This is a genomic window from Bacillus pretiosus, from assembly GCF_051294775.1.
GTDB classification, from domain to species: domain Bacteria; phylum Bacillota; class Bacilli; order Bacillales; family Bacillaceae_G; genus Bacillus_A; species Bacillus_A wiedmannii.
In genome coordinates this window covers 775,278-799,283 of the sequence record NZ_JBPPHF010000001.1, presented here as the reverse complement: position 1 = coordinate 799,283, position 24,006 = coordinate 775,278, and the positions used below count along the sequence as shown (strand labels likewise).

At 33.0% G+C, this 24,006-nt stretch carries 25 protein-coding genes and 2 pseudogenes; 6 read left to right on the top strand and 21 right to left on the bottom strand.

The genetic code is table 11. From position 1 onward, the window contains the following. Positions 1-6: 6 nt before the first annotated feature. The 3 genes from prpD to ACSG5Z_RS04060 all read right to left on the bottom strand — a co-directional run bounded on the left by prpD (position 7) and on the right by ACSG5Z_RS04060 (position 4,442). A complete protein-coding gene (gene prpD / locus ACSG5Z_RS04070) occupies positions 7-1,443 on the bottom strand; it encodes a 2-methylcitrate dehydratase (RefSeq protein WP_000598118.1) in 1,437 nt (478 codons plus the stop codon). A 98-nt stretch (positions 1,444-1,541) separates the two neighbouring features. Further along, entirely contained in the window at positions 1,542-2,663 is a 1,122-nt protein-coding gene (gene mmgD, locus ACSG5Z_RS04065; protein ID WP_137036222.1) for a citrate synthase, read from the bottom strand. A gap of 633 nt (positions 2,664-3,296) precedes the next feature. Beyond that, complete coding sequence (locus ACSG5Z_RS04060) at positions 3,297-4,442, bottom strand: MFS transporter (RefSeq protein ID WP_435710718.1); 1,146 nt, start codon at positions 4,440-4,442, stop codon at positions 3,297-3,299. A 237-nt stretch (positions 4,443-4,679) separates the two neighbouring features. Here ACSG5Z_RS04060 and ACSG5Z_RS04055 point away from each other — a divergent pair, with 237 nt between their 5' ends. Further along, positions 4,680-4,961 carry a hypothetical protein gene (locus tag ACSG5Z_RS04055; protein ID WP_060488674.1) on the top strand — a complete coding sequence of 94 codons (282 nt, stop codon included), beginning with the start codon at positions 4,680-4,682 and terminating at the stop codon, positions 4,959-4,961. Positions 4,962-5,040: 79 nt separating this feature from the next. Here the strand turns inward: ACSG5Z_RS04055 and ACSG5Z_RS04050 are convergent, their stop codons facing one another. Further along, positions 5,041-7,569, bottom strand: a complete 2,529-nt coding sequence (locus tag ACSG5Z_RS04050) for a PBP1A family penicillin-binding protein (protein WP_087982450.1) — start codon at positions 7,567-7,569, stop codon at positions 5,041-5,043. A 466-nt stretch (positions 7,570-8,035) separates the two neighbouring features. Between ACSG5Z_RS04050 and ACSG5Z_RS04045 the strand changes: the two genes are divergently transcribed. Beyond that, positions 8,036-8,245 (top strand): KTSC domain-containing protein, encoded by a 210-nt coding sequence (locus ACSG5Z_RS04045; RefSeq protein ID WP_131933606.1) that lies wholly within the window; start codon positions 8,036-8,038, stop codon positions 8,243-8,245. A 68-nt stretch (positions 8,246-8,313) separates the two neighbouring features. Here the strand turns inward: ACSG5Z_RS04045 and ACSG5Z_RS04040 are convergent, their stop codons facing one another. From ACSG5Z_RS04040 to ACSG5Z_RS04020, 5 genes and pseudogenes are all read right to left on the bottom strand, one after another. Further along, complete coding sequence (locus ACSG5Z_RS04040) at positions 8,314-8,526, bottom strand: YqaE/Pmp3 family membrane protein (RefSeq protein WP_000990228.1); 213 nt, start codon at positions 8,524-8,526, stop codon at positions 8,314-8,316. Between the two features lie 208 nt (positions 8,527-8,734). Next, positions 8,735-9,394: a DUF6944 family repetitive protein gene (locus ACSG5Z_RS04035; RefSeq protein WP_435710717.1), complete on the bottom strand. Its 660-nt coding sequence runs from the start codon at positions 9,392-9,394 to the stop codon at positions 8,735-8,737. A 209-nt stretch (positions 9,395-9,603) separates the two neighbouring features. Further along, a complete protein-coding gene (locus ACSG5Z_RS04030) occupies positions 9,604-10,311 on the bottom strand; it encodes an SDR family oxidoreductase (protein ID WP_435710716.1) in 708 nt (235 codons plus the stop codon). Between the two features lie 132 nt (positions 10,312-10,443). Then, positions 10,444-10,637, bottom strand: a pseudogene (locus ACSG5Z_RS04025) (hypothetical protein). A gap of 41 nt (positions 10,638-10,678) precedes the next feature. Beyond that, positions 10,679-11,014 carry a hypothetical protein gene (locus tag ACSG5Z_RS04020; protein ID WP_435710715.1) on the bottom strand — a complete coding sequence of 112 codons (336 nt, stop codon included), beginning with the start codon at positions 11,012-11,014 and terminating at the stop codon, positions 10,679-10,681. 209 nt (positions 11,015-11,223) lie between these two features. Between ACSG5Z_RS04020 and gerPF the strand changes: the two genes are divergently transcribed. After that, positions 11,224-11,439: a spore germination protein GerPF gene (gene gerPF / locus ACSG5Z_RS04015; RefSeq protein ID WP_001141565.1), complete on the top strand. Its 216-nt coding sequence runs from the start codon at positions 11,224-11,226 to the stop codon at positions 11,437-11,439. 217 nt (positions 11,440-11,656) lie between these two features. On the opposite strand, the gene ACSG5Z_RS04010 is transcribed toward gerPF, so the two are convergent. From ACSG5Z_RS04010 to ACSG5Z_RS03985, 6 genes are all read right to left on the bottom strand, one after another. Continuing rightward, positions 11,657-11,992, bottom strand: coding sequence for a YolD-like family protein (locus ACSG5Z_RS04010; RefSeq protein ID WP_435710714.1), 336 nt, complete (start codon positions 11,990-11,992; stop codon positions 11,657-11,659). 457 nt (positions 11,993-12,449) lie between these two features. Beyond that, complete coding sequence (locus tag ACSG5Z_RS04005) at positions 12,450-12,857, bottom strand: hypothetical protein (RefSeq protein ID WP_087980344.1); 408 nt, start codon at positions 12,855-12,857, stop codon at positions 12,450-12,452. Between the two features lie 277 nt (positions 12,858-13,134). Continuing rightward, positions 13,135-13,353 carry a hypothetical protein gene (locus tag ACSG5Z_RS04000; protein WP_087980343.1) on the bottom strand — a complete coding sequence of 73 codons (219 nt, stop codon included), beginning with the start codon at positions 13,351-13,353 and terminating at the stop codon, positions 13,135-13,137. A gap of 461 nt (positions 13,354-13,814) precedes the next feature. Next, on the bottom strand, positions 13,815-14,666 hold the full coding sequence (locus ACSG5Z_RS03995; protein WP_431070398.1) for a peptidylprolyl isomerase PrsA: 852 nt from the start codon (positions 14,664-14,666) through the stop codon (positions 13,815-13,817). A 177-nt stretch (positions 14,667-14,843) separates the two neighbouring features. Further along, complete coding sequence (locus ACSG5Z_RS03990) at positions 14,844-15,857, bottom strand: glycoside hydrolase family 25 protein (RefSeq protein ID WP_435710713.1); 1,014 nt, start codon at positions 15,855-15,857, stop codon at positions 14,844-14,846. Positions 15,858-16,412: 555 nt separating this feature from the next. Next, positions 16,413-17,000, bottom strand: coding sequence for a hypothetical protein (locus tag ACSG5Z_RS03985; RefSeq protein WP_435710712.1), 588 nt, complete (start codon positions 16,998-17,000; stop codon positions 16,413-16,415). A gap of 275 nt (positions 17,001-17,275) precedes the next feature. Here ACSG5Z_RS03985 and ACSG5Z_RS03980 point away from each other — a divergent pair, with 275 nt between their 5' ends. Continuing rightward, the gene (locus tag ACSG5Z_RS03980; RefSeq protein WP_060488666.1) at positions 17,276-17,470 is read left to right on the top strand and encodes a hypothetical protein; all 195 of its coding nucleotides are present in this window, start codon (positions 17,276-17,278) and stop codon (positions 17,468-17,470) included. A gap of 905 nt (positions 17,471-18,375) precedes the next feature. On the opposite strand, the gene ACSG5Z_RS03975 is transcribed toward ACSG5Z_RS03980, so the two are convergent. The 4 genes from ACSG5Z_RS03975 to ACSG5Z_RS03960 all read right to left on the bottom strand — a co-directional run bounded on the left by ACSG5Z_RS03975 (position 18,376) and on the right by ACSG5Z_RS03960 (position 20,472). Continuing rightward, entirely contained in the window at positions 18,376-18,912 is a 537-nt protein-coding gene (locus ACSG5Z_RS03975; protein WP_435710711.1) for a C1q-like domain-containing protein, read from the bottom strand. A gap of 233 nt (positions 18,913-19,145) precedes the next feature. Further along, positions 19,146-19,400, bottom strand: a complete 255-nt coding sequence (locus ACSG5Z_RS03970) for a hypothetical protein (RefSeq protein ID WP_435710710.1) — start codon at positions 19,398-19,400, stop codon at positions 19,146-19,148. Positions 19,401-19,480: 80 nt separating this feature from the next. Continuing rightward, positions 19,481-19,732 carry a DUF3947 family protein gene (locus ACSG5Z_RS03965; protein WP_033656336.1) on the bottom strand — a complete coding sequence of 84 codons (252 nt, stop codon included), beginning with the start codon at positions 19,730-19,732 and terminating at the stop codon, positions 19,481-19,483. Positions 19,733-20,073: 341 nt separating this feature from the next. Beyond that, the gene (locus ACSG5Z_RS03960) at positions 20,074-20,472 is read right to left on the bottom strand and encodes a CHRD domain-containing protein (protein ID WP_000464548.1); all 399 of its coding nucleotides are present in this window, start codon (positions 20,470-20,472) and stop codon (positions 20,074-20,076) included. A gap of 201 nt (positions 20,473-20,673) precedes the next feature. Here ACSG5Z_RS03960 and ACSG5Z_RS03955 point away from each other — a divergent pair, with 201 nt between their 5' ends. After that, entirely contained in the window at positions 20,674-20,811 is a 138-nt protein-coding gene (locus ACSG5Z_RS03955; protein ID WP_086408676.1) for a DUF3956 family protein, read from the top strand. Positions 20,812-20,932: 121 nt separating this feature from the next. Here ACSG5Z_RS03955 and ACSG5Z_RS03950 read toward each other — a convergent pair whose 3' ends face one another. Further along, a complete protein-coding gene (locus ACSG5Z_RS03950; protein ID WP_000539238.1) occupies positions 20,933-21,211 on the bottom strand; it encodes a hypothetical protein in 279 nt (92 codons plus the stop codon). A 236-nt stretch (positions 21,212-21,447) separates the two neighbouring features. After that, entirely contained in the window at positions 21,448-22,104 is a 657-nt protein-coding gene (locus ACSG5Z_RS03945; RefSeq protein ID WP_435710709.1) for a DUF6944 family repetitive protein, read from the bottom strand. A gap of 407 nt (positions 22,105-22,511) precedes the next feature. Between ACSG5Z_RS03945 and ACSG5Z_RS03940 the strand changes: the two are divergent. Beyond that, positions 22,512-23,966: pseudogene (locus ACSG5Z_RS03940) on the top strand (YVTN family beta-propeller repeat protein). Positions 23,967-24,006: the final 40 nt, after the last annotated feature.

Here is a 24,006-nt window from a genome sequence, read left to right as displayed (position 1 = left end):
CTATTATTAATTTAAGAATAGATCTACAAATTCGTTTACATTCATATTTTCTAGTTTTTCTTCATTTAGACAAACTTCATGAATTTGTTCTTGTTGCTTACTAGAATAATGACCTGCCATATTTGCAGTGAATTTTTGAACAACTTTTGGAATTGCTTCGTCTCTACGGAAACGGTGACCAAGTGGATATTCACATTCCACATTTTCTGTTACAGTGCCATCCTTGAAATGAACTTGAACAGCGTTGGCGATTGAGCGCTTGTTCGGGTCAAGGTAATCTAAACTGTACTGTTTGTTTTCAACAACAACCATCTTATTACGTAATTCATCTACACGTGGATCATTTGCTACTACATCCTCATAATCATCCGCAACGATATCTCCTTTTAACAAACCAATTGCCGTAATGTATTGTAAGCAATGATCACGATCAGCTGGGTTATTTAATGGACCTTCTTTGTCGATAATACGAATTGCTGATTCATGAGTTGTAATCGTAATACGATCAATTTCATCTAATCTTTCTTTAATTTCTGGATGTAATTTCACAGCACACTCTGCAGCTGTTTGTGCATGGAACTCTGCTGGATATGAAACTTTAAATAATACATTTTCCATTACATAAGACTCTAATGGTCTTGCTAACTTTAATTCTTGTTTATTGAATAATACATCTTGGAATCCCCAGCCTGGTGCAGATAATGCTGTTGGATATCCCATTTCACCTTTTAGAGCAGTCATTGCAAGATGAACACCGCGGCTTGTTGCATCACCTGCTGCCCATGATTTACGTGAGCCTGTATTTGGTGCATGACGATATGTACGAAGACTAGAATTATCAATCCATGCATGTGATAATGCATTAAAGATTTCTTCACGTGTTCCGCCGAGCATTTTTGCAACTACAGCAGTTGTTGCTACTTTTACGTATAATACATGGTCAAGACCAACACGATTCAAACTATTTTCTAAAGCTAGTACACCTTGAATTTCATGTGCTTTAATCATCATTTCTAATACTTCACGTACTTTTAATGGTTCTTTTCCTTCTGAAATACGAACACGGCTAATATAATCTGCAACTGCTAAAATACCGCCTAAGTTATCAGATGGATGTCCCCATTCTGCTGCAAGCCAAGTATCGTTATAGTCTAACCAACGGATCATACATCCGATATTAAATGCACCTTTCACTGGATCAAGCACATATGACGTACCTGGTACACGTGTACCATTCGGCACGATCGTTCCTGGTACAACTGGTCCTAGTAATTTCGTACACTCTGGATATTGTAGTGCTAAAATTCCGCATCCAAGTGTATCAAGTAATACGTAACGAGCAGTACTGAATGCTTCTGCGCTAGTTACCTCTTTATTTAATACATAATCCGCAATTTCTTCTAATAATGCATCTTTTTGTTTAATTTCATTTGTTTTAATCATACTATTCTTCCCTTTCTGTCGAAAATTCGTTATTATTAATGATGGGTGTCGGTCAAACACCCATCTAGCGGGCGGCGCTAACAACTCCCCAGTTGTTCTTATTTACTAAGTACATGTCGCTCGCCAACATAATTTACACGTGGACGGAACAATCGATTGTTCGCATGTTGCTCAATTACGTGCGCGCATAGTCCTACTGTTCTAGAGCTAAAGAAGATTGGTGTGTAAAGTTGAATTGGAATACCAAGCATCCAATATACTGGAGCTGCATAATAATCAAGGTTCGGATAAATTCCTTTTTCCTTCTCCATAATCTTTTCTCCAGCTTCACACATTTCATATAGTGTATAATCGCCTTTTACATCACATAACTGCTTTAAAGCTTCCTTCATCATCAGTGCTCTTGGATCCATCTTCTTCATATACACACGATGTCCAAAGCCCATAATTTTTTCTTTGTTATATAGTTTCTTCTGTAACAACTCTTCAAACTTCTCAACATTACCAGCTTCTAAAAGCATGTACATAACCGCTTCGTTTGCACCGCCGTGTAAGCTACCTTTTAAAGATGCAACTGCACCTGTTAAAGCACCATATAAGTCCGATTGCGTTGATGCAATAACGCGCGCTGTAAATGTAGAGTTTGGCATTTCATGTTCACTATATAAAACAAGGGAACGATCAAAGATCTTCTCCTCAAGTTCAGTTGGTTTTTTACCTGTTAACATATAGAAGAAATTCGCGCTATATGTTAATTCCTTAAGAGGTTCGATTGGGTCTTCATTATTTAAAATATGATAGCTATTCGCTACAATGTTTGGTACTTTACTCAATAATTTGTACCCGCGGCTTTTGTTTACTTCTAACGAACGGTTTTCGATATCATTATCATAACCAGCTAATGCGGACACACCTGTACGCAATCCATCCATCGGGTGCGTTTCTTTCGGTAATGCCTTTAATACGTTGAATACACCTTCTGGTACCGCGTATTCTTCTTTTAATTTCTTTTCGAGTTTTGCTTTTTCATCCTCATTTGGTAGATGTTCTTCCAATAAAAGGTGCACAATGTCTAAATACTCTTTTGTTTTTGAGAGTTCGATTAAATCATACCCTTGAATTACAATTTCACCTTTCACTGTGTCAAGAAACGAAATTTTCGTCTCCGCTGCCACTATACCATCTAATCCCGGGGAAAATTTTTCTTCAGCTTTCATCATTATTTCCTCCAATCCTAATAGATCTTCGTGCACATAACTGTAAGCCTTTACAAAATCGTGAAACTACATTTCTATTTCAATGTATCAGAGTTTTTAGAAGATTTCAATTTATTTTATAATGATAAGTTTCCTATACTTTTACCGATGTAACAATACAATTTTTCAAAAATAATTTTCATATTTTATAAAGAAAGGACAGACTTCTTTGTTCGCCTTATTAAAACAAAATATAAGGATGAATCAGAAAATCCTACAGAACATATCATTCTCCCATTTTTTTTAAGAAAATAAAAAAACGAGCTGTACACATATACAACTCGTTTCTTCATAATATTTATTTCACTATCTCTTCAATATAATTCTTATATAAAACTTATTTACTTTTAAAAAAGTTATTATTTTACATAATTAAATTAAATTCCTACGTTTCCCCGTACTAACCTACAACTAAATGATAGTTTTGAAAGTGCTAAAGATCATCAACTTACATAATTTGCCATATAATTTCCTAAAGACTATTCCTAAAGAATATCCAGGCTGAATTGGACTATTAACATGCTATATTCAGAATTCTTCCTTAAACCATTGTAGAGCGTCATGTTCAATTGAAATTTTGATCTTTGTTCCTCTCGTTTACGCAAATTCTTTTTTACCTAATCGCTGTTTTACAAAAATGACAAAAATAATGAAAGCGATTAGTCCTGAAATTGCACTACCTGCAAATAAAATACGGTAACCGAACATTTGCGAAACAACTCCAAGTAAAATCGCACCAAGTCCAATCCCTAAATCAAATGCGGTAAAGAATGAAGCGTTAGCAACTCCTCTTTTACTCGGATCAATAATTGTAAGCATCGCTGCTTGTAATGCGGGCTGTGCTGAACCGAATCCAACACCGTATAATGCAGCTGCGATAACTACCCCTATTAAACTATTTGAAATCGTTAATACAACTATCGCGATAATCGTAATACATAGTGCCGGGAGTATAATAAATACTTCTCCATACTTATCTAATAGTTTTCCTGAAATTGGTCTTACAATCGTTAAAGCAACTGCATATACAAGAAAGAATGTCCCAGGATTCACATCGATTGAAGATGCAAATAGCGGTAAAAACGTCGTAATTCCTCCATATGCAAATGATAAAAAGAAAACTACAATTGTAATGGAGAGAACCGATTTTTCAAACAACTGCATTTTCCCTTTTTCTTTTTGTGGTGTGAATGGCATTTTCGTCATGAACGATAATAGGACTGCCATAAAGGATAAAAGAGTTGCCAACAAGAATAGGCCGTGAAATGAATAATGTTGTACAACCGATAATCCAATCATTGGGCCGATCGCCATTGCAATTGTCATAGCCATCCCGTACCAACCCATACCTTCACCACGGCGTGAATCTGGAATAATATCAGTTATCGCTGTTCCAACAGCTGTTGTAGAAACAGCCCATGTCACGCCATGAATAACCCGTAAAACAGCTAAAAGAACAATAGTCGATGCTAAATTATAAGAATACATCGTTATCCCAAAAAAGACGAGTCCGAAAATAATAAAAGATCTTCTCCCATATTGATCTAACATTCCTCCGATAATCGGTCGTATTACAACTGCTGCTATTGTAAACATTCCCATCATAAGTCCAACTTGTGATTCATTACCGCCTATCTCTTTAATAAAGAGCGGGAGCGTTGGTACAAGTAAATAAAATCCTGTAAAAAAAAATAACATTGCGAAAGTCATTTGAATAAATGATTTCGTCCATAATCGTTCCATTAAAATTCCTCCATAAACACGTATATTCTTGCAATTAACACCTCCATTTTACATTTTCTTAGTCCCTTTTCCCTCCGTAAATAGACGTAACTTTTTATAATAAATGGTCCACCATCAATATAAATTGGTCTTACAACTTTATAAGTATACATTAGCCTAAAGTCCTATCTATATGTACCTTTATACGCGTGAAAAGAATATACTACTTTATTATCACAACTTAGGAGTGATTATGTTATGTGGGTATCTTCAAGAGTAACAGCCGTCGTTCCTTCGACTCCTGGGATACACGTTCCAGCCGTTCATACAGCTAGTTCCGATGTAGGAATTGAACTTCCTGCAACTTGGCAACAATATCAAATTCCAGGTCAAGTTACTCCCTCATTTTGGCATCATGGCGCACATCCAAGTAGTACTACCTTTTACAACCCCAGTTATACTCCATTGCCTCAGGCTCAAGTTTTTTATCATTTTCCATCAATTTATTTTCAAAATTTCTACGGTACTTTTAACATTTAAATTTAAACGATAAAAAAGCACTTAAGATTGTAATTTTCACAAATCTTAAGTGCTTTTTTGTACTTTTTATTAACTTCTCTTATTGTCCATTATTGACAGGGGCTTCTCCTGCATTCCCGCCAGTCTCTGGTTGTGTGGTCGCTGGTGGAGTTGTATTTCCTTGACCTCCCCCATTATTTGCTGGAGGTGTTGTATTTCCTTGGCCTCCTCCATTATTCGCTGGAGGTGTTGTATTTCCTTGGCCTCCTCCATTATTCGCTGGAGGTGTCGTATTTCCTTGGCCTCCTCCGTTATTCGCTGGAGGTGTCGTATTTCCTTGGCCTCCTCCATTATTCGCTGGAGGTGTTGTATTTCCTTGGCCTCCTCCGTTATTTGCTGGAGGTGTCGTTCCTTGGCCATTTCCATTATTTTGTTCATTTTGTTTCTTTTCTTCTTCTTGTTTCTTTTGTTCTTCTTGCTTCTTCAGTTCCTCTTGTTGCTTTTGTTCTTCTTGTTTTTTAAGCTCTTCTTGTTTCTTTAATTCTTCTTTGTTTTTCTCTTCTTCAGTTTTTTGCTTTTGATCTTGTTTTGGTTGTTCCGTTGTATCCGGTACGCTCGTATTTGGTGAAGAATCACGTTTTTCACCTTTTATACGTAGCTCACTACCTTCTTGAATAACACTACTTGGCATTTTAAAGCGTGATTTGTCAGTAGCAAACTCACTCATCATTTCTTTAAAGATCAACTGTGCAATTTTCGTATTTTTACTACTAATATACTCGTCCTTACCATCTTTCATATATCCAGTCCATACCGCCATCGTATATTGCGGCGTATAACCTGCAAACCAACTATCCCGGGTTGCACTTTCTGGAATGTTATATTTTGCTAGTTGTTTTGAATCATAGTTTGTTGTACCTGTTTTACCAGCTACATCTAAAGAACTTATATTTGCCGCTGTACCAGTACCAGATGTTACTACTGAACGAAGCATATCAGTAATCATATATGCTGTAGAGTCAGCTATAACTTGTTTTGGTTTTTGCTCAAAACTTTGTGACTTACCGTCTGGATAAACTACTTTCTTAACAAAATGCGGTTTTGCATACTTTCCACCATTACCAAATGTCGCATAAGCACCCGCCATTTCAGTTGGTGATACTTCATTTGTACCAATAGCTGTAGATTCTGCCGGCGGTTTATTAAATGTAATACCTAATTTCTCAGAGAATTCCTTTGATTTATTAAGTCCTACTTCTTTTGCAGTTTTAACTGCTGGAACGTTACGTGACATTTTTAACGCTTCACGCATAGTAATTGGGCCTAGGTGACTTCTGTCCGCATTTCGAAGTTCTTGTCCAGTTGAATATTTAAATGGAGAATCATCAATTTGATGATACGTAGCCCATTTTAAGTATTCAATTGCAGGACCGTAATCAAAGATTGGCTTCATAGTTGAACCAGCTGCACGATCTAAATCAATTGCCATATTATGCCCTTTAAATACTGCCTTATTTTCACCACGGCCACTACCTATAGCACGAACCTCTCCTGTTTTCGTATCCATAAATGTGAATGCACCTTGGAATTTATCATTTGGATAATTAATAATATTTTCATTTAATATCCTATCAGCAGCAATCTGTGCATCTTTGTCTAAAGTTGTATAAATTTCTAAACCGTCAGAACCAATGTTAGCATCTGGCAATTCTTTTTCAACTTCTTTCACAACCGCATCCATAAATGCAGGATATGGCATTGCCTGAACAGTTGCAGTCTTAAGTCCATCTGTAACTTTAACTTTCGAAGCTTCTTCCATTTCTGCCTTCGTAATATATCCATGTCGATTCATTAATCCTAGTACAACATTTCTTCTTTCTGTTGCCCTTTGAATATTTTCCGTTTTTGTTGGATCATAGTTATTCGGTGCTTTCGGTAAACCTGCAAGCATCGCAACTTCTGGTAATGTTAACTCTTTTAATTCTTTACCATAGTAGTTTTGTGCTGCTGTTGCGATACCATATGAACGGTTTCCTAAGTTAATTTTATTTAAATACATTTCTAAAATTTCATGTTTTGAATATTGTTGTTCTAGCTTATACGCTAAATATATTTCCTGAACTTTACGTTTTGATGTTTTTTCCATCGATAAGAAGTAGTTTTTAATAACCTGTTGCGTTATTGTACTTCCACCTTGTGAACCGTAATCTCCTTTAAGACTCACCAAGACAGCACGGGCAGTACCTTTAAAGTCTACTCCACTATGCTCATAAAAACGTGAATCTTCTGTTGCTAAAAATGCATTTTCTACTAATTTAGGAATTTGATCATACGTAACATTCGTCCGTTTTTCTTTCCCGTATTCATATACCAAATCGCCATTTTTATCATAAATTTTTGAGGATAACGGATTAACAAGTTTTGCTTTCTCAAGTTTCGGTGCATCCTTAATCATTACGAAGAAGGTAGCAACCCCTGCCACTAAACCAACAATACCAAGTAATAAACAAGTAATTAAAAACTTACGAAAGAATGAAGTTTTCCCTTTTGGTTTTTGTGTTTTAGAAGCTGGCTGTTTTTTCTTTTTAACTTGTCGTCGTTCCTCTCGAGAACGATAATTTTCTGACATGTTACTTTCTCCTGCCTTTCAATTCTCCCGTTGATTTACTTAAAAATATTGAGGTCACTTTCTAAACTGAAGTTAATTAAGAAAGTATATCGACCTGGAGCATTCAATATTTTCCTAATTCACAGATTATAAATTTTAGAATACTTCTTATACAAACTATTTTCACTTCTATTTTTCCTAATAATGCTGCCCCTTTAAGCATAGAATGTAAAAAGTGAATTTTTAATACCTCGTATAAATAATATACCTTTTTTTCAAATGGTCAATATTTTCTTATTTATAAATCAAAGGTGAAATAAAAATAGCACAACGATATGTACTTCGTGTGAACTTCCTTATAATTACGTATAACGAACATTTAATATATTGCATATAAGTATAATACCTCTTTAATTATAAGGATTTCAACACCACAACCTCAACATCTACAAGAAATTATTAAAAATGAGAAGTGAGGAGTTGCGTAATGATGAAACTATCTCCCGTGATTTCAAAAAATATAGTTGCTGTTGGCTATAATCCTTTTTCTATGATTTTGCGCATTCAATTAAAGAATGGAATGTATGATTTCTTTAACGTGCCTGAAAACATTTACACCGGTTTATTAAGCGCACAATCTAAAACTAATTATCACAATACTTATATTAAAAATTCTTACCGCTATACTAAAATTTAAACTTAAACAGAATGAAAAAAAGAAAGGAGGTAGTCCCCCTTTCTTTTTACAATCATTTCACGACTTAGCTATCTTCTATTCCTCTTATTCATTTCATCATATGCTTCAATTTGTTTTTTTAATCTCCGGTCTGCTTTTTTATCATGTACAACTAATATCGCATGTATAACTCCTGGAACCCAAAATATTAATGTTAATAGGAAGTTAATTATTGCTTGAAATGGTTTTCCACAAAATAATACGGCTACTGGTGGTAGTAGAATTGCCAATAAATACATCATCTCTTGAAAACTCCTTGTTTTGTATTTTTTATCTCTCTTCTTTTCATACGCTCACAAAACCAATTATTTTTATATTTCATAAATTCCAATTAAGCATGAAAAACTTTTCTACTCTTATATATTCTATTCAAATGCCTAAAAACCTACTACTTCAATCTTACCACGTATGTAAAATTAAAATCCCCCTTCCTTTATCAAATGTGTATTTTCATATTTTTATTTTTTCTAATCTGTCTTCTTTCTCTATTATAGTTAATCCAATCGCAGAAATAATAGTTCCTATTGCTTGTATCCAAATACCAATGAGTGCTATTATCTTCTCATTCTTCTTATCAACCATACTGCCTTCATTTTCTATTTCGTTCTTTGATACATTAATAATACCTTGATACGCTTGAAGTCCAGCACCTAAACTTTGCAAAGAATTACCTAGTATTATAATTCTCTGTATTGCTTTCATCTGAAGTAAAGCTGCTTCTACTCCTAAAAAAGCACCAATCGATTGTAAACTGTTCCCGATAATTATGAGATGATCATTCTCTTTCAATTGTTTATTTATATTAAAATATGTTCCTATTACATTTGATATATTCCCTAATGCTAATAATTCAATGCCCATTTTATCAAGCATTTCACTTTTATTCTCCAAACACATATTTTGATTTTCTCTTTCAGCTTCATTTCCGGTATCATTACTCGCTATTATTTGTAATATATAACCGAGGGCTTGTAATGAGCTTCCTACAATTACAAGATCTGATTCAACTTTCTCTTCTCCAATAAATCCTCTTGTCGTCCCAATAGCCGCAGTAAGATTTCCTCCTACTTGAAACCATGCTCCTGTCACTTTTAAACCGCTTGGATTCATTTTTATCACCTATTTAGAAATTTTCTAGTGCTTTTTTCGCCATACACAAATGACATCCTTTATCTCATATTTATTTTCTATATGTAATTTTGTGCATTCTAAAATGTGTTAATCATACAAAAAAGCACCTTTAAGGTACTTTTTTTAGACAAAGCGTATATCACTGAAAATATGCTAATTAAAAGATACGTATACAATTCAAAATATATTTACATACATTCTGGGCATGTCAATGAAGCTCCATTTTTATCTATTGTTATATTTAATATATATTGAATCGCATGATCTGACCACATTTCAGGTGTGGGTGATTCATTTACATACTGTGGTGCACATGAATACAGCATTGGGCTCCTAATACTTCCGCCCGGATCTAAAGCAACTACAGCCATACCATAGGGTAATTCAAGTGCCATAGATTTCGTGATACCTTCAATTGCAAACTTTGAGGCACAATATGGCGCCAGCTCAGCTTCTCCCTCTCGGCCCCAACTAGAACTCATATTAATAATCATTCCTTCTTTCCTAGCTACCATCGCTGGGACAAATGCCCTAATTACATTTACTACACCATTTACGTTTACATTCATTACATTTTCGAATTCTTGAGCTGTTACTTTCCACAGTGGCGCATTTTTATTAACAATCGATGCATTATTTATTAACAAGTCAGGTGCTCTATATCTATGAAGTATATAACTCGCCCAATTACTTACTTGCTGGGAGTCTGAAACATCGATTATTTGAAAATCATGTATATTACCGTAATATTTTTTCAATTCTTCAATTTTATCTTTTGAACGTCCACAGCCATATATATTCCATCCCAATTCATGAAATCGATCAACCATTGCACGACCTAATCCTTGCGTCACTCCTGTAATCATTACAACTTTTCCAGTTTCGTTTCGCTGCATATACCTCTCCTCCTTTATAAAATTTTACACTCTCCCTTTTCATTCAGCCATTTACTAAAGTATCAACTCATTTCATACTTTAGTAGGAGTTTTTATGTAAGCAAAAAGAGTAACCATAACAGTTACTCTTGCTTATATATCAAAAAAGTCATTATTTATTTCGTTATTGCTTTTATATTTCAGCTTCTCTTTCCCGCATTTCTCACACAATATATAAAAGTTACACCTAGATTACCTCTTTTAAAATCTTCATTATCCTTAATAAAACCATATTTATGCTTACAGTGAGATTCATCTAAAAAATTTTTAAACCATTTTTTCAACATAGAACAGTTAACCTCTATGAAAGAATCTTCATCTATTCTGATTACCGATTTTTATTTAAATTCTCAATCTCATTTTGCAACTTTTTGAATTGTTCAAAATGCATAGTGATAGATTGACTATTTCCATAATCAACACTATGCTTCACAAATAAAATACCAGTGTCATGAAAAATTGCTTCCAGTTCTTTTCTGATGGATACTTTCATTATATGTGCTGTTTTAATAGCCGATAAAATTGCAATTTCATTAAACTTTAATTTTATTTCATTTGGACAAAATGCTTCTTCAACCAATATAACTTCATTGCTATAAATAAGTGCAACAAGATTACTTGATTTTGCATCTGTTAAATCTACTTTTTTTATAACATTATTCATTACATTTTGCCTCCTTTGATTTTGTATATATTAATTATACAATTGTTTTTTAAAATTAATCGACCTTACATTAATTTTAACATACTTTTATTGTAGGATTAAGCTACACTTCAAACGTTTTACTATTCCACAATTTTTGTTACATGAACCATTTGGACTATAAGGCCATATAGTAATGTTAACAAATGATTGTAAAGCGGGTGAAAACTATGCCCTCAGTTGTAGGGAATTTAGTTGTACAAAATAGTAACGGTTCATTTAACTTAGGCGATTTCTACAACGTTTCTCCGAAAGAAAATACGAAGGCTTATAATGGATCTGGTGCTTCAAACGTTGGTTTTGTTGTTAATACTTTTAATGGCGTGAGCGCGACTAATACGTTTGATTCTGACCTTGCAGATCAAAACCAAGTGGGTACAGCCTAATCCTATTTTTTCATCGTTCTGTTTAGGAATTTTAAATTTGTCTATACTATAATTAGGCTGTTACACAGCTATTATTGATTTTTGGAGTACCCTATCTTTTTCTCCCTTTCCCTGGGGCTCAGCAGCTAGTATGAAGCTAGCTGCTTTTTCGTTTCATTATTTATATCCCTCATCTAAAATAACGTAAAGGAAGCTAAAATTGAAATTTCAGCTTCCTTTACGTTATTTCAATAATATCAGAAGTATTAAATACGTAAGTTTTATAAAATGCGTCCGTACATATTACAATGCGCTTTAGCGGGTTTATATGCACTACTGTCATATAACTTGTAAGGATGTAACCATCTTCAAAATATGTCACCAATATTTCTTTCTCAGACAATAATGACGTTAATAATTTATCAGAAATTCTCTCTTTTGCTTCGTTTGTTAAGAGCGGTTTTTGTACTTTAAACTTCTCTCCAATAACCTTTCGCAAACTTAACAACTGTTCCGACATTACTGTAAATGGAACCCATTCTCTTTCTATTTTCTGCATCTTTACATCATTCATTTCTTTATCTCCTTGATCATTTATCCATTCAATTTCACACATAATGGTACTCAATTATTCTTTCATAATGCTAGGCTCATATTTATCCGGCATTAACAGGTAGTGAAGCTCCTACCTCAAAATCCGCTATATGCGAGGAGGTAAGACGAAAATCAACTGCCCGTTAACGCTTAATTGGTGAAAGCTAATAAATAACGGACGATGAACACCCTGCTTATTAAAGTTTCACTTTATTTCTTATTCGTATACTATCTACACATACAAGAACATTCGTTCTAATTATACACGAACTTACGTTCTTTTGGAATGATTTAAATTATATTTTTATCCATCATTTATTTTTTCTTCATCAAGTGAGCTTTTCACTTCTTATATAATAGGCCGTCCACATATCAACAGAAAAAGCGACTTCATACAAAGTGAAGTCGCTTTTTTCTAATAACGTATATTTCCATATTTATTTTTCTATCCTGACAAGCGTTCTTTCCGGGATACAAATCTCATCTATATTAAAATGATTTATTTTTAATTTTAATTCTCCCACTCGTTCCTGATCTTCATCACCAACCCAACAACTGAATAATTCAAAATAGTCCCCCTCATTTAAATAACCTTCCATAATCGAGCATAAAGCTAATAGCTTTTTTTTAGCTTCTTTCTTCTCCTTTTCACTTTGCCACTCAACAAGTTCAATGCCCCAGCTCGTTGAAACTTCATACGTGTAACTTGTTTGAAATTGAAACTCTTGTACAATTTCAAGCATACTTTCATCTGAAAAGCACGACCCAAAAACAATTACATCATTAGAATCTGGATCCGTTAACGGAATTTCTACATTGCACCCTATATAACTTGCTAAACTCATTTTTACTCCTCCAATATTCATATACAAAATACTTTATATGAATATTTATCTACTCGAATGTAAAATCCCTGCCTAAACTAAAAAGTTTTAATTTTTCAAGTTTATTAACCAACTATAAATGAAAGCATATATTATAAAGAACGAACTCACAAAATTTAAGGAATTTATAACGAACCACAATTCATTCCTTATGAATTTCTATGAAAAGAGAGCAATTTAAACACTCTCTTTTCGTACATAATGTATAAAACTATTTATAAATAATTGCCCCTTATTATTACATATATTTTGGTTGTACTATTATATGTAACTCCCTCTCTGTTACTGCTTTTTTTGGGTTACGAAAATACTCTAATTCATATTTTAATACTTCATACTCAACCATCCCAATCTTGATCCCTTTCGTTTCTTTTAAAATAGCTAATAAGTTGCTTATATCTTCATCATACGATTCAAAAACCTTCCCTCCACCTTCTCTTTGAAAAATTACTTTCATATTTTCTCCTCCTACGTAATATATTTATCTATTAAATAATTTCTTTAAAAGCATTCTTTCTTTTCCCTGAAAATTTCATACTAAAAAGAACATTCTTTTTTAGTAGAATGTTCTGCTTTTCACTTCATTTAACATCAATATTTTTTCAATACTATTGTATGTTTCATTCTGCAAATTATGTTTATCCACTTCAATAAAGAAAAACTTAAATCACTTCAAGTTTTAATTAGCCCGCGCCAATCAGACTACATGCAAATAGTGGAATGAAATTAAGCAAACGAAACATTATAATATCAACATTCTATGAAGTATTGATCATTCCAATTTTAAAAAAATACATAAATTCCCATTGAAATTCTTAATATTTAAATGTAATATTATATTGTCTTACTATCTATTTATAACACACACACTAACTAGAAAAAGGAACCTATATAGGTTCCTTTTTCTAATTGCAATCATTATTTCTTTTCTAGAAATTCAAATGTATTTTTAAATTCTTTATCATTCACTTTAATATCCGCATCTTTCAATAAATCATTAACTACTTGCTGTTTCCATTTACCTGTCGTATCTTGTAGTCTTTGCTGTTCTAAATCTTTACGAATTTGATCTTTTACTTCATCAAATGGCTTCAATTCTTTTTTATCTGTCACTTTAATAATATGGTAACCGTGAGTTGTTTTTACTGGCTCACTTACTTGTCCTGCATCTAATTTATATGCAGCTTCCTCAAATTCTTTCACCGTTTGCCCTGGAGCAAAACCAGTTATTTCTCCGCCTTGTTCTTTTGAACCAGGATCCTCTGAGTATTGCTTCGCTAAAGCTGCAAAATCTTCACCATTATTTACTTTCTCTTTCACTTCTTTAGCAGTCTTTTCATCTTTCACTAAAATATGACTTACCTTAATCTCTGGTTTATAGTTATCTTTTACATCTTTTTCTGTGACAGTCGCTTTAATCGCTTTCTCAAATGCGATTTCCGGCTTCATTTTTTCTTTTAATTCATCTTCATTTTTCAATCCAACTTGCTCTAAAGTCGATTTAAAGTTGTCACCCATTTTATCTTTTGCTTCTTCTACTTGTTTTTTTGCTTCCTCATCTGAAACTTTATATTTATCTAGTAACGCCTTACTTAACACCATTTGGTATAAAGTACTTTCCCCATATTTTTGTCTTAATTCTTTACTTAACTCTTTCTCTGTAACATTTCCTACTTTTGATGTTACTACGTTGTCTGAGGAACCACATGCCGATAATGCCAGTACTACGCATGAAATAATTGTTCCTAAAAATAACTTTTTCTTTTTCAATTCAAAATACCTCACTTTTATTATTATATAAGAATAACTATACAATATACTTGTGTTAACAATGTGTTTTCCACATGTAATTCATTTCATTTGAATAAACTATGTATCTTGTTCTTTTTTGTTCAAATATTAAAGGTCATCTTACTATTTATCAGTAAAATGACCCTTTACGTATTCCTATAGATTCTTAATAGTTACATGTTCTTCCAGTATCCAATTATTTTGCCCGATATCTACTGCATTTTTGGCTCTTCCCCACACACGAAAAGATTTTGATCCATCAATATTTCCTTTATAATTTATACATTCAGGCTCTGCATAATAATTCACTCCATACCCAACAGGATATTTTGAAACTGCATAAAACCATTCTACATCAAAATGTTTTACATATACCCACTGTTTATCATTGCCTAAGCAAATCATATCTTTATCTGCGTCTTCCCAATAACCATGTAAGACTAAATATGGATTTTTTTGAGTGATTGTACCTGTAAACTGAGGATTCGTAGGATTTTCATATACGTTTATGCCATATCCATCAGGATATTTTGAAACTGCAATACCAATGCCATTTGATTGCTGTGTATTCTCTTTGTTAAATTGAATAGATTGATTTACTTGATTCGAACCTATAAACCAAGAAAGCGACTTATTTCCTATTAATTGATTTAAATCACATTTCCCAATACCAGGAACATTTCCCGCATCAGTATATTGCCAAATATCACACGGATATGCTGGCTTATTCCCTCCATAACGAGGAATCCATACAAAATCAACTTCAATATTACGTGCTCCAAATGATATATACGTATGATGCCCCACATATAGCCCTACTTTTTTCGCACCTAAACGGCGTAATTCATCTATAAACGCTTGTGTCCCTCCTTGCATATCCATCATCGTTTGAATTTCTACGTCCACCACCCAAAACTTAGCAGATTTATCGCCGCTACTCCAAAAATCTTGTGCCTCTTTCCTTGCATCAGCAATAGATATAAAGCGACAAAATGCATAATTACCAAATGGAATACTGCGTTTCTTCATTTCATTCACATAATTTTGATACATAAAATCTACCGTATTCGAGCCATCTTGAACTCTAGCAATAACTAAATCTAGCCGAGATGCTGCAATATCCCAATCAATAGTTCCATTCCATTTTGAAATATCGATAATATACCCCACTACAATTCATCCCCTTTTTAATATCATATTCAAAGCTTGTCTTATTGAAAGCCCCTTATGCCTAATACTAGCTATCTATAATATAAATAAGGAGAATCTATATTATTTTTCAAAACATATAATCTTTTAATTACACTTCCACTAATTTTATTTATTTTTCATACAGCTCATTCACAAATTCGAGATATGCACTATCTTCTATTAGTAAATAATATCAATTAATTAACCTTTCATTAGCGCTATTATTAGAAACGTTTTCATTATTACTACTCATCGATATTAATCTTCTTTAGACTAATAAACATATGTATGACAGCTAACTTACTGTGTTTCTTGCGATTATTCTATATTCACGAAAATGATTTCCCTCACATTTCTTATATATTTTCAATTCAAACAGACTACTTTTACATGCTATATGAAATTCTGTAACTCTTTCATCAGTGGCAGTTTCGTTCATGATTCACAGCTTGTTAACCTGTAATTAGCTAGACAAAGTAACGTTTATGCATACAAAAAAGACATTTTCTATTAATGAAAATGTCTTCTTACAATTTAGTAAAACAGTTTTGGTGTCAACTCTGTATTTTGTAATTGTGCACTCTCACCGCTCGGAACACAGCTTGTGGAGAATAAAATTGGGATATCACAAATGTATTTCATTACATCATGAAATACATTTGCAGCAACACCAGTAAATGTTTGACATAAATTTGAAATATCATCATTAAAAAATTGAATCACTTGCGCAATAAAAACTGGAAAGACAACATTTGATCCACCAGGAAGCTGCGGCTGTACAACAACTTGTTCAAAATAAGGAGTATTTTCTAACGCCACTTGAAATAAATGAGCAATTTCAAATGCATCTAGTGGACATGGAAGTGGATTTACAATGTTATTTTCATTATTAGTTACAATAACTGTTACACTTACATTCCCAAATTCTACAAAAGATTTTAGAAGCGTTGCTAACGCTATCGCTTTTTCATTACTTAACGCATGCACTAAAATAATATAATTCCCGCCAACTGGAATTAGCGGACCAACTGAAACAGTTGGATCAGCACCAATTGAATTTTTTAACTCATTGAAATATGTGATCCACGGTGGTGAAAGCTGAGCTTGTACATTTTCTTGCACTCTTTCATTACCTCCTAATACAATTCTTACTACCACAATATGTATCAAGGAAAAAAGTGTATTAGATAAATTACTTATTTTTTGCTTTTACCTATTATATCGATTAAACATTTTATAGAACATACTCAGTTTCCAATGCATTTCCCACATTTTCACCACGGCATAAAACCCCATATTATTATCAACTCAACTAAAATTTCATATTATATTAATACGCCTTTATAATCTGAACGAAAAAGTGCAGAATAAGATGCTGCATATGAGGAGCTGATTTTATGAAAAAAAAACCTATCGTGGTTAAAGTTCCACCAAACTCAAAACTAAAAATCACATTTTTCGGTCCATGTAACGAGGTAATTACAAATGTTTCTATAATTAACCAACTTTCCACACCTAAGTGTCAAACTATTACGCAATATCCAAACTATAAGAAATACGAAACTGAAGTACGATCATTATCCAGTTGTTAATCCATTCTATTCACAATCCTTACAATTTGGTTAGCTCCGCGACTACGGGAATAGACCAAAATTACTCATTTCATGTTATTTCATTGATAATCTATTGATTTTTTACACGTTTTTATTAATCGAGCATATATTATCGTATGGAGATTATCCACTCATAAAACCTATCTTTCTTTAGAGCGTACTTTTTATGTATGCTCTTTTTTATTTATCTCTCATTCTGTACACATAAACCTGCTCACTTTTATATTTCACGGGCGATCAACCTATCTGCTGCTTATAAACAATTTAATCAATGTGTAATCAACAATACTCCTTTATTTATTATACGTTCACTACTCTGTTAAATTAGTGTATTGATTCAATCATCATTCATTAATATATTCTCCTTCTAAATTGACCAAATATGTATTAAAATTCTTTATATACTCAAGGAGGTCAAAAATGTTCAAGTTGCATCCCATACTACTCATCTTAGGATTTATTTTATTTTTATATAGTGTAATCGTCTTAATGTTTTTCCTTTCTATACAATAGCAATACCTACACAAACCTATGTTAAATATGTAATTTCTATATAGTAAAGAAAAAGCCCGTAATTATACGGCCTTTTATGTATTAATAAATTTAGATATCTTTTCTATTCCATAAGACTACTAGCAAATGTAATGCCTAAGAACTTTCACAACCATGTTACTTGTTTCGTTGTACTCTTTTTATTACCTGCAGAATATCTAATACTCATAATAAGCTAGCACTTTCAACCTTACATCCTAGCATGTGAAATTCTCCTGAAACAAACTATATTTAGCCTATTTACTTATATATTTTAGAAAAATAATAATAATCCCCCACTATTTGGTGTAGGGGATTAACTAAACCTACTGAAAAGTATTTTATTCTCTTCGTTATTTAATTGGAGAAGGAAATCTTGCAGCTTCAAAATGTGAGCCGTCTTCTGAAGGACTTAAAACTCCGTCTATGCTACTTTGTGCATAAACCTCAACTTGATCTCCTTCATTCAATTGAATAATCGTCGAAACACTTACTACATTTCCAAAACCTATTGGACCGAAAAAGTCATTATCTATAGCTATTGCTGCGTTTCCATTTACACGAATTTCTACACGAGCTCTATAATTTAAACTAGGATCGTTTGGAAAGAAACCAATCGTTCCAATAATAGAGTAAACTCCCCTAGTCTTCGGAATAAAAATAGACGTTACTGGATTATACTCATTTGCTAAATCAAATTGTTCATTTTGGAACAATACCTTTACAAAAGTATTGGCAGGAACCGTCTGATTCACCGTATTTCTAGCTCTAAATGCAGATGCCCTAACAAGCTTCTCCTCGTTGTCATTACACTTACTCGTGTACTTACGACAATCATGGTGTTTCTTTTTATACTCTTTACAATACTTACAGTAGTAATAGCAAGACATACTAGTTCCCCTTTCATGCTTATTACTACATATTATGTAAGGAGGATTCGCAATGTTTGGACGAGCTATTGCTTTAGCACTATGCTTGTCGCCTATTTATATACAAGTGAGCGGAAACATATCAATAAAACCACAATCTAGATGTATAGTGCACTCCATTCAAATTTGATAGATTCTTCTCTTATTTATTTTACTTTCAATACAAAAAAGAGCGAATCTACATTCGCTCTTTTTTATGGCCCAAAGCTTATCATCCAACCTAGCATAAATCCAAATACAGAAAACAGCAGCATAAAAACAAATAAACTACATGCCCACAATGCATATTTTCGGCTTTTGCTTTTTGTGATCATACCTACAACTGAGCACACCACTCCAATACCAACTATTTGCAGAAAACCTTTCCCTATAAATGTTTCTTGAATAAGCAATATAATGTTTAAATACAATAACGCTAGAAAGGCAATAATTAATGAAATAGTCCCCATCCATGTTTCCTGTTTGTAAATATGATTCTTTCTTTTTTTAAGAATGCCAATTCCATAACCTCACTTCACCTACTTTCAATTTATAGATTAAATACAGTTCCATATGGGATAGTAAGAAAAGAACTTCCATACGGTGTGATTTGATGCACTGGGTAAAAATACTCCATAGATGAATAATACGGCTGGATACCTTGTTGCTGCATTTGCATTTGTTGTTGCATTTGTAATGCTTGTTGAACAGCTTGAACTGTACTTTGTGCTCCACTAAACGTTATTGATGTACCATACGCTGGTCGCATACCAGCTTGAGTAGCAAAATAAGAATAAAACATTACTTTCATCTCACTTCCCTAAAAGTAATTACAAGTTATGTTATGATCCTTTATTTCAGTGGGTGCGGAGAGTTAATCTATTAGCTTTGATTAGGTTTAAAGATTTTTATTATCTGTTACACTTTCATATTTCATTTACAAGGTTCATCTACTAATACTAATTTAATTTTTGAAGGGGCATTTCATTAACAAGTTTCTGATAACTATTTTTTAAATTCGACCACTTTCAAAATTTTAGAAATAAATGTTTAAGATTACTAAAAATAGATTACTTATCTATACAACCTTCACAAAATAAAAACACCCTAAACGGATGCTTTATTTTTCACTACTTTTATTCATTAACAATAATTCAATTGTCCTCGTATTTCACCATTAGAATGTTGTACTGTATGAACATTAATATATATGTTTCCAGATATGATTTCATTTACAAGAGTACCTAATGTTTGACCCGCTAACGGCCCGACCAAATCTTCTTGAGTAATCATTCCCGTAAGAGTTGCACACTCTATTGAAACTGGATTTGTTATAGGTCCAAATAAAAAAGCTACAACAGGACCGTTCGTTCCTTTTGACCCAAGATGCAGATGGGCAGCTACTACATCCTCTATATCGAATAAATCTAGCTTGAATTTTAAGCTAAGCTTGTCCGGGCTTAATTTAAAGAAAGCCTCTCCTCGAGCACCTGTTTCTACTGGTGGAACTTCATTCCTACCGCGTAACTTTGCAAAGAACATATTTACCACTCCTACATTTTTATATACTCCTAATATATTCTTGTCCTTCATATATAGTGTTAATAAATCAGCTATTAGTTTACTTAATTTTTTTATACCATAGGTTAAATTATCAATTTCTATTAAATTCATCAATCTGACTATTACGTATTTAAATTTTATTCATATACTATATTAGATTACTCGGAAGGAGGCGAAAGTATGGAAAGCTGTGTTTTGTTCATTAATGGACAACCTCTTTTAGTGGTCTCAGTCGCTGGAATCGAAATTGCTAGATTAGAACTTTCTCTTCAAGTAGCATTGACCTTAATAGCATTAGGAATTCCAATCTGTGCATAAACGTTAGGTATCTATTCAAAAGAGAGCTTAGGCTCTCTTTTTTATTTATATCTTTCCTTCACAACAAAAAAAGACACCACTAAAAGCACGGCATCGCGTAAAATAACTGCTATTTGTTTAATCATTTCTTCACTAGCAACCCTAATTCATGTAGAATTTCTGAGAACGAATAACCATATGCAAAACCTACAATACGAATCCCTGGAATCCATCTATGTTCTAAATTTTCATTGTATGTTTTCTTATAATACTTTAATTTAGAATCTATACTGTATTTGTCGTTAATAATTACTTCATCGCTATGAAATCCATCCATTTCAATCTGAACAGCTACGTACTCTGCTCCCTCAATAAAGGCTTTATTATAACACTTTTCTAATTCTTCTAATGTCACTCCCATTATTAACCTCCTTTCCAAATGGGTGTTTTGTTCAATAAAAAAGAGCATCTAGATCAGTAGATGCGAAGATATATAAAAGGTAAGCTCTTGGAGTATTTAATAGATTATAAACTAGTTGCTTGTCCTACAATATATTATATGATTTTCATATAAAAATGGTTCATCAAAAAACAAGGTAAAAATTACTCATTTTCATTTTAGAAAATAGTTACATTTTAATTTTTTAAACTAGTCTATCAATCGCTCCCTTCCAACTCCTCACTTTCTTCACGTATTTGTCCAATTAATGAAATTACGGACCCTACGGCTTGTATCCAACTTCCTGTTATTTCTATCAGTTGTCCCTCTTTATTTTTTTCATTCGGTTCGCTATTCACTTGAATGTTTGAATTTTTTTCAATATCATTTAATCGATTTCCTTTACCATACTGTCTCTCTTCTCTATTAGTTTTCAGTTCATAAATACCTCCAATTGCTTGCAATGAATTCCCTATAGCTTGCATTAAGTTTCCTACTATATTTAAAGATTCATCTTTATCTGAAGTATCCTCAAATTCATCTGCTAATGCTGTAAGTCCTCCTAAAGCCTGTGTCCAATTCCCAGCAATCACTAATTTAATTTTTGTTTCATCTTTAAACTCAATAACCAATCCAGATATTACAGTTACATTACCAATTGATTGAATTTCATTCCCAATTTTTTCAAGAGATATTTCCCCTTGTCCATCAGCCTCTAAAGCATTTCCAACTGCTTGTAATACGTTCCCGTATACACTCAAATCTTTCCTTACATTACTGCTTATAAAATAAAAAGGTGTACTTCCAATAGCGGCAGTTATTGTACCTATAGCTGCTATCAATGCACCAAATATTTCTTTTAGTTGGTTCTCCATTTATAACCTATCCCAACATTAAGTAATTACTTTCATCTTATTCAATCCCACATCTACCTGTTAAAAATTCAAACATAGATATCTATTTATATTACTTTCCCTATTAAACTAAGTAGTTTTTGCAAATAGATGATTTCTTCACTAGAACACTTAATAAATTACTCTTTTATGTTTTAAGTTAATAAAAATATATTTCCATTTTGTTTTCTAGCCTTACTTACACTTCTTGTTAATAACCAAATATTGATTATACGTCCCATAAGAACGTCTTGATTTTCTAAACATATACTTAGAAGAAAAATATTCCTGAACATTACACAAATACTTACAAACCCTTTAAATGCAGAAGAAAATACAAACTCTTAAAGCATACTTAACGATGATAAAATTTTAAAAAGGAGGTAATTATGAAAAATAATCAAAACTCAAACGATCCGTGCAAAAAATTCCAATTTCCCTGTTTTATTTCTATATCCTCTTGTGATCAAAGTAATTGTTGTACACCTGTTTTTTTCTCATTTTCTCAGCAACAAGAATTATTATCCCTAATTAACCAATTAAATTAAGCTATCCTTTCTTTCTTTACCACGCCAAATTCGACAACTATACAAATACTCCAATCATCATTACAAGCGTTAAATGATTTAATAATTGCAGTACAACCAAATACTCCAAATAAAAATTTAGTTATACGAACTATCACTCAATTAATCAATTCTTTGCCTACTGCATCTCTTACTCAAATCTCTGCGTTATTCCAATTTCTATTCCAAAATTTATCTTCGCTCATTAGTTGTTCCAATATATCGGACCCATTGTTACAACAAACATTCAACTTAATTTTGCAAGGAATATTGAATAGTTCTCTATTAAATATTATCGGAATACCCGGTCCTACTGGAGCGACAGGACCTAGAGGATTTCCAGGACCTAAAGGAGCTACTGGTCCTCAAGGTGTGCAAGGGCTTCAAGGACTTGCAGGAGCCATAGATGATCCAACAGATGATACAGTATCTGTAATTAATACCGGAACAAATACAGTTGTTGCTACAATTACTGTAGATGATGCACCTCTCGAAGTAACCGTTTCACCAAATGGGACTCGTGCTTATGTTACTAATATTTTTTCTGATACCGTCTCTGTTATTAACACTTCTACAAATTCCGTTATCGCTACCATTCCTGTTGGAAGCGACCCGATTGGTGTCGCTGTTTCTCCAAATAACACAACTGTTTATGTTGGAAATCATGGAAATAATACAGTTTCTGTTATTAATGCTGCTACTAACACAGTTGTTGCTACCATTCCCGTTGGCAACGCTCCGCAAGGAATCACTGTTTCTCCAAATGGAACCTTTGCATATGTCGCAAACGAATTAAGCAACACAATTTCTGTTATTAATACTGCTACTAACACAGTTAGCGCTACTATTCCTGTTGGCATTCGTCCTAGAATAATCGTCTTTACACTAGATGGCACTCGTGCCTATGTCACAAATCAAAACAGCAATACTGTTTCTGTTATTGACACCGCTACTAATTCCGTAATTAATACAATTAACGTAGGTACTGAACCGGTTGGTATAGATATTACACCAGATGGCACACGTATTTACGTTGTAAATAAAGTTAGTAATAATGTATCAGTAATAAGCGTGGCGACAAATACTGTAATTAATACAATTCCTGTTGCCTTATCCCCGGATCAAGTAACCATCATACCAGATGGCACTCTCGCCTACGTTATAAACCAAGGTAGCAATACTGTTTCTGTTATCAATACTGCTACAAATATGGTTATAGATACTGTTCCAGTAGGCGTTGCTCCAACTGGTATAGCAACTGGAACTATTTGTGAATAAAAAAAACAGAGAGACAAAAATATATGTCTCTCTGTTTTTT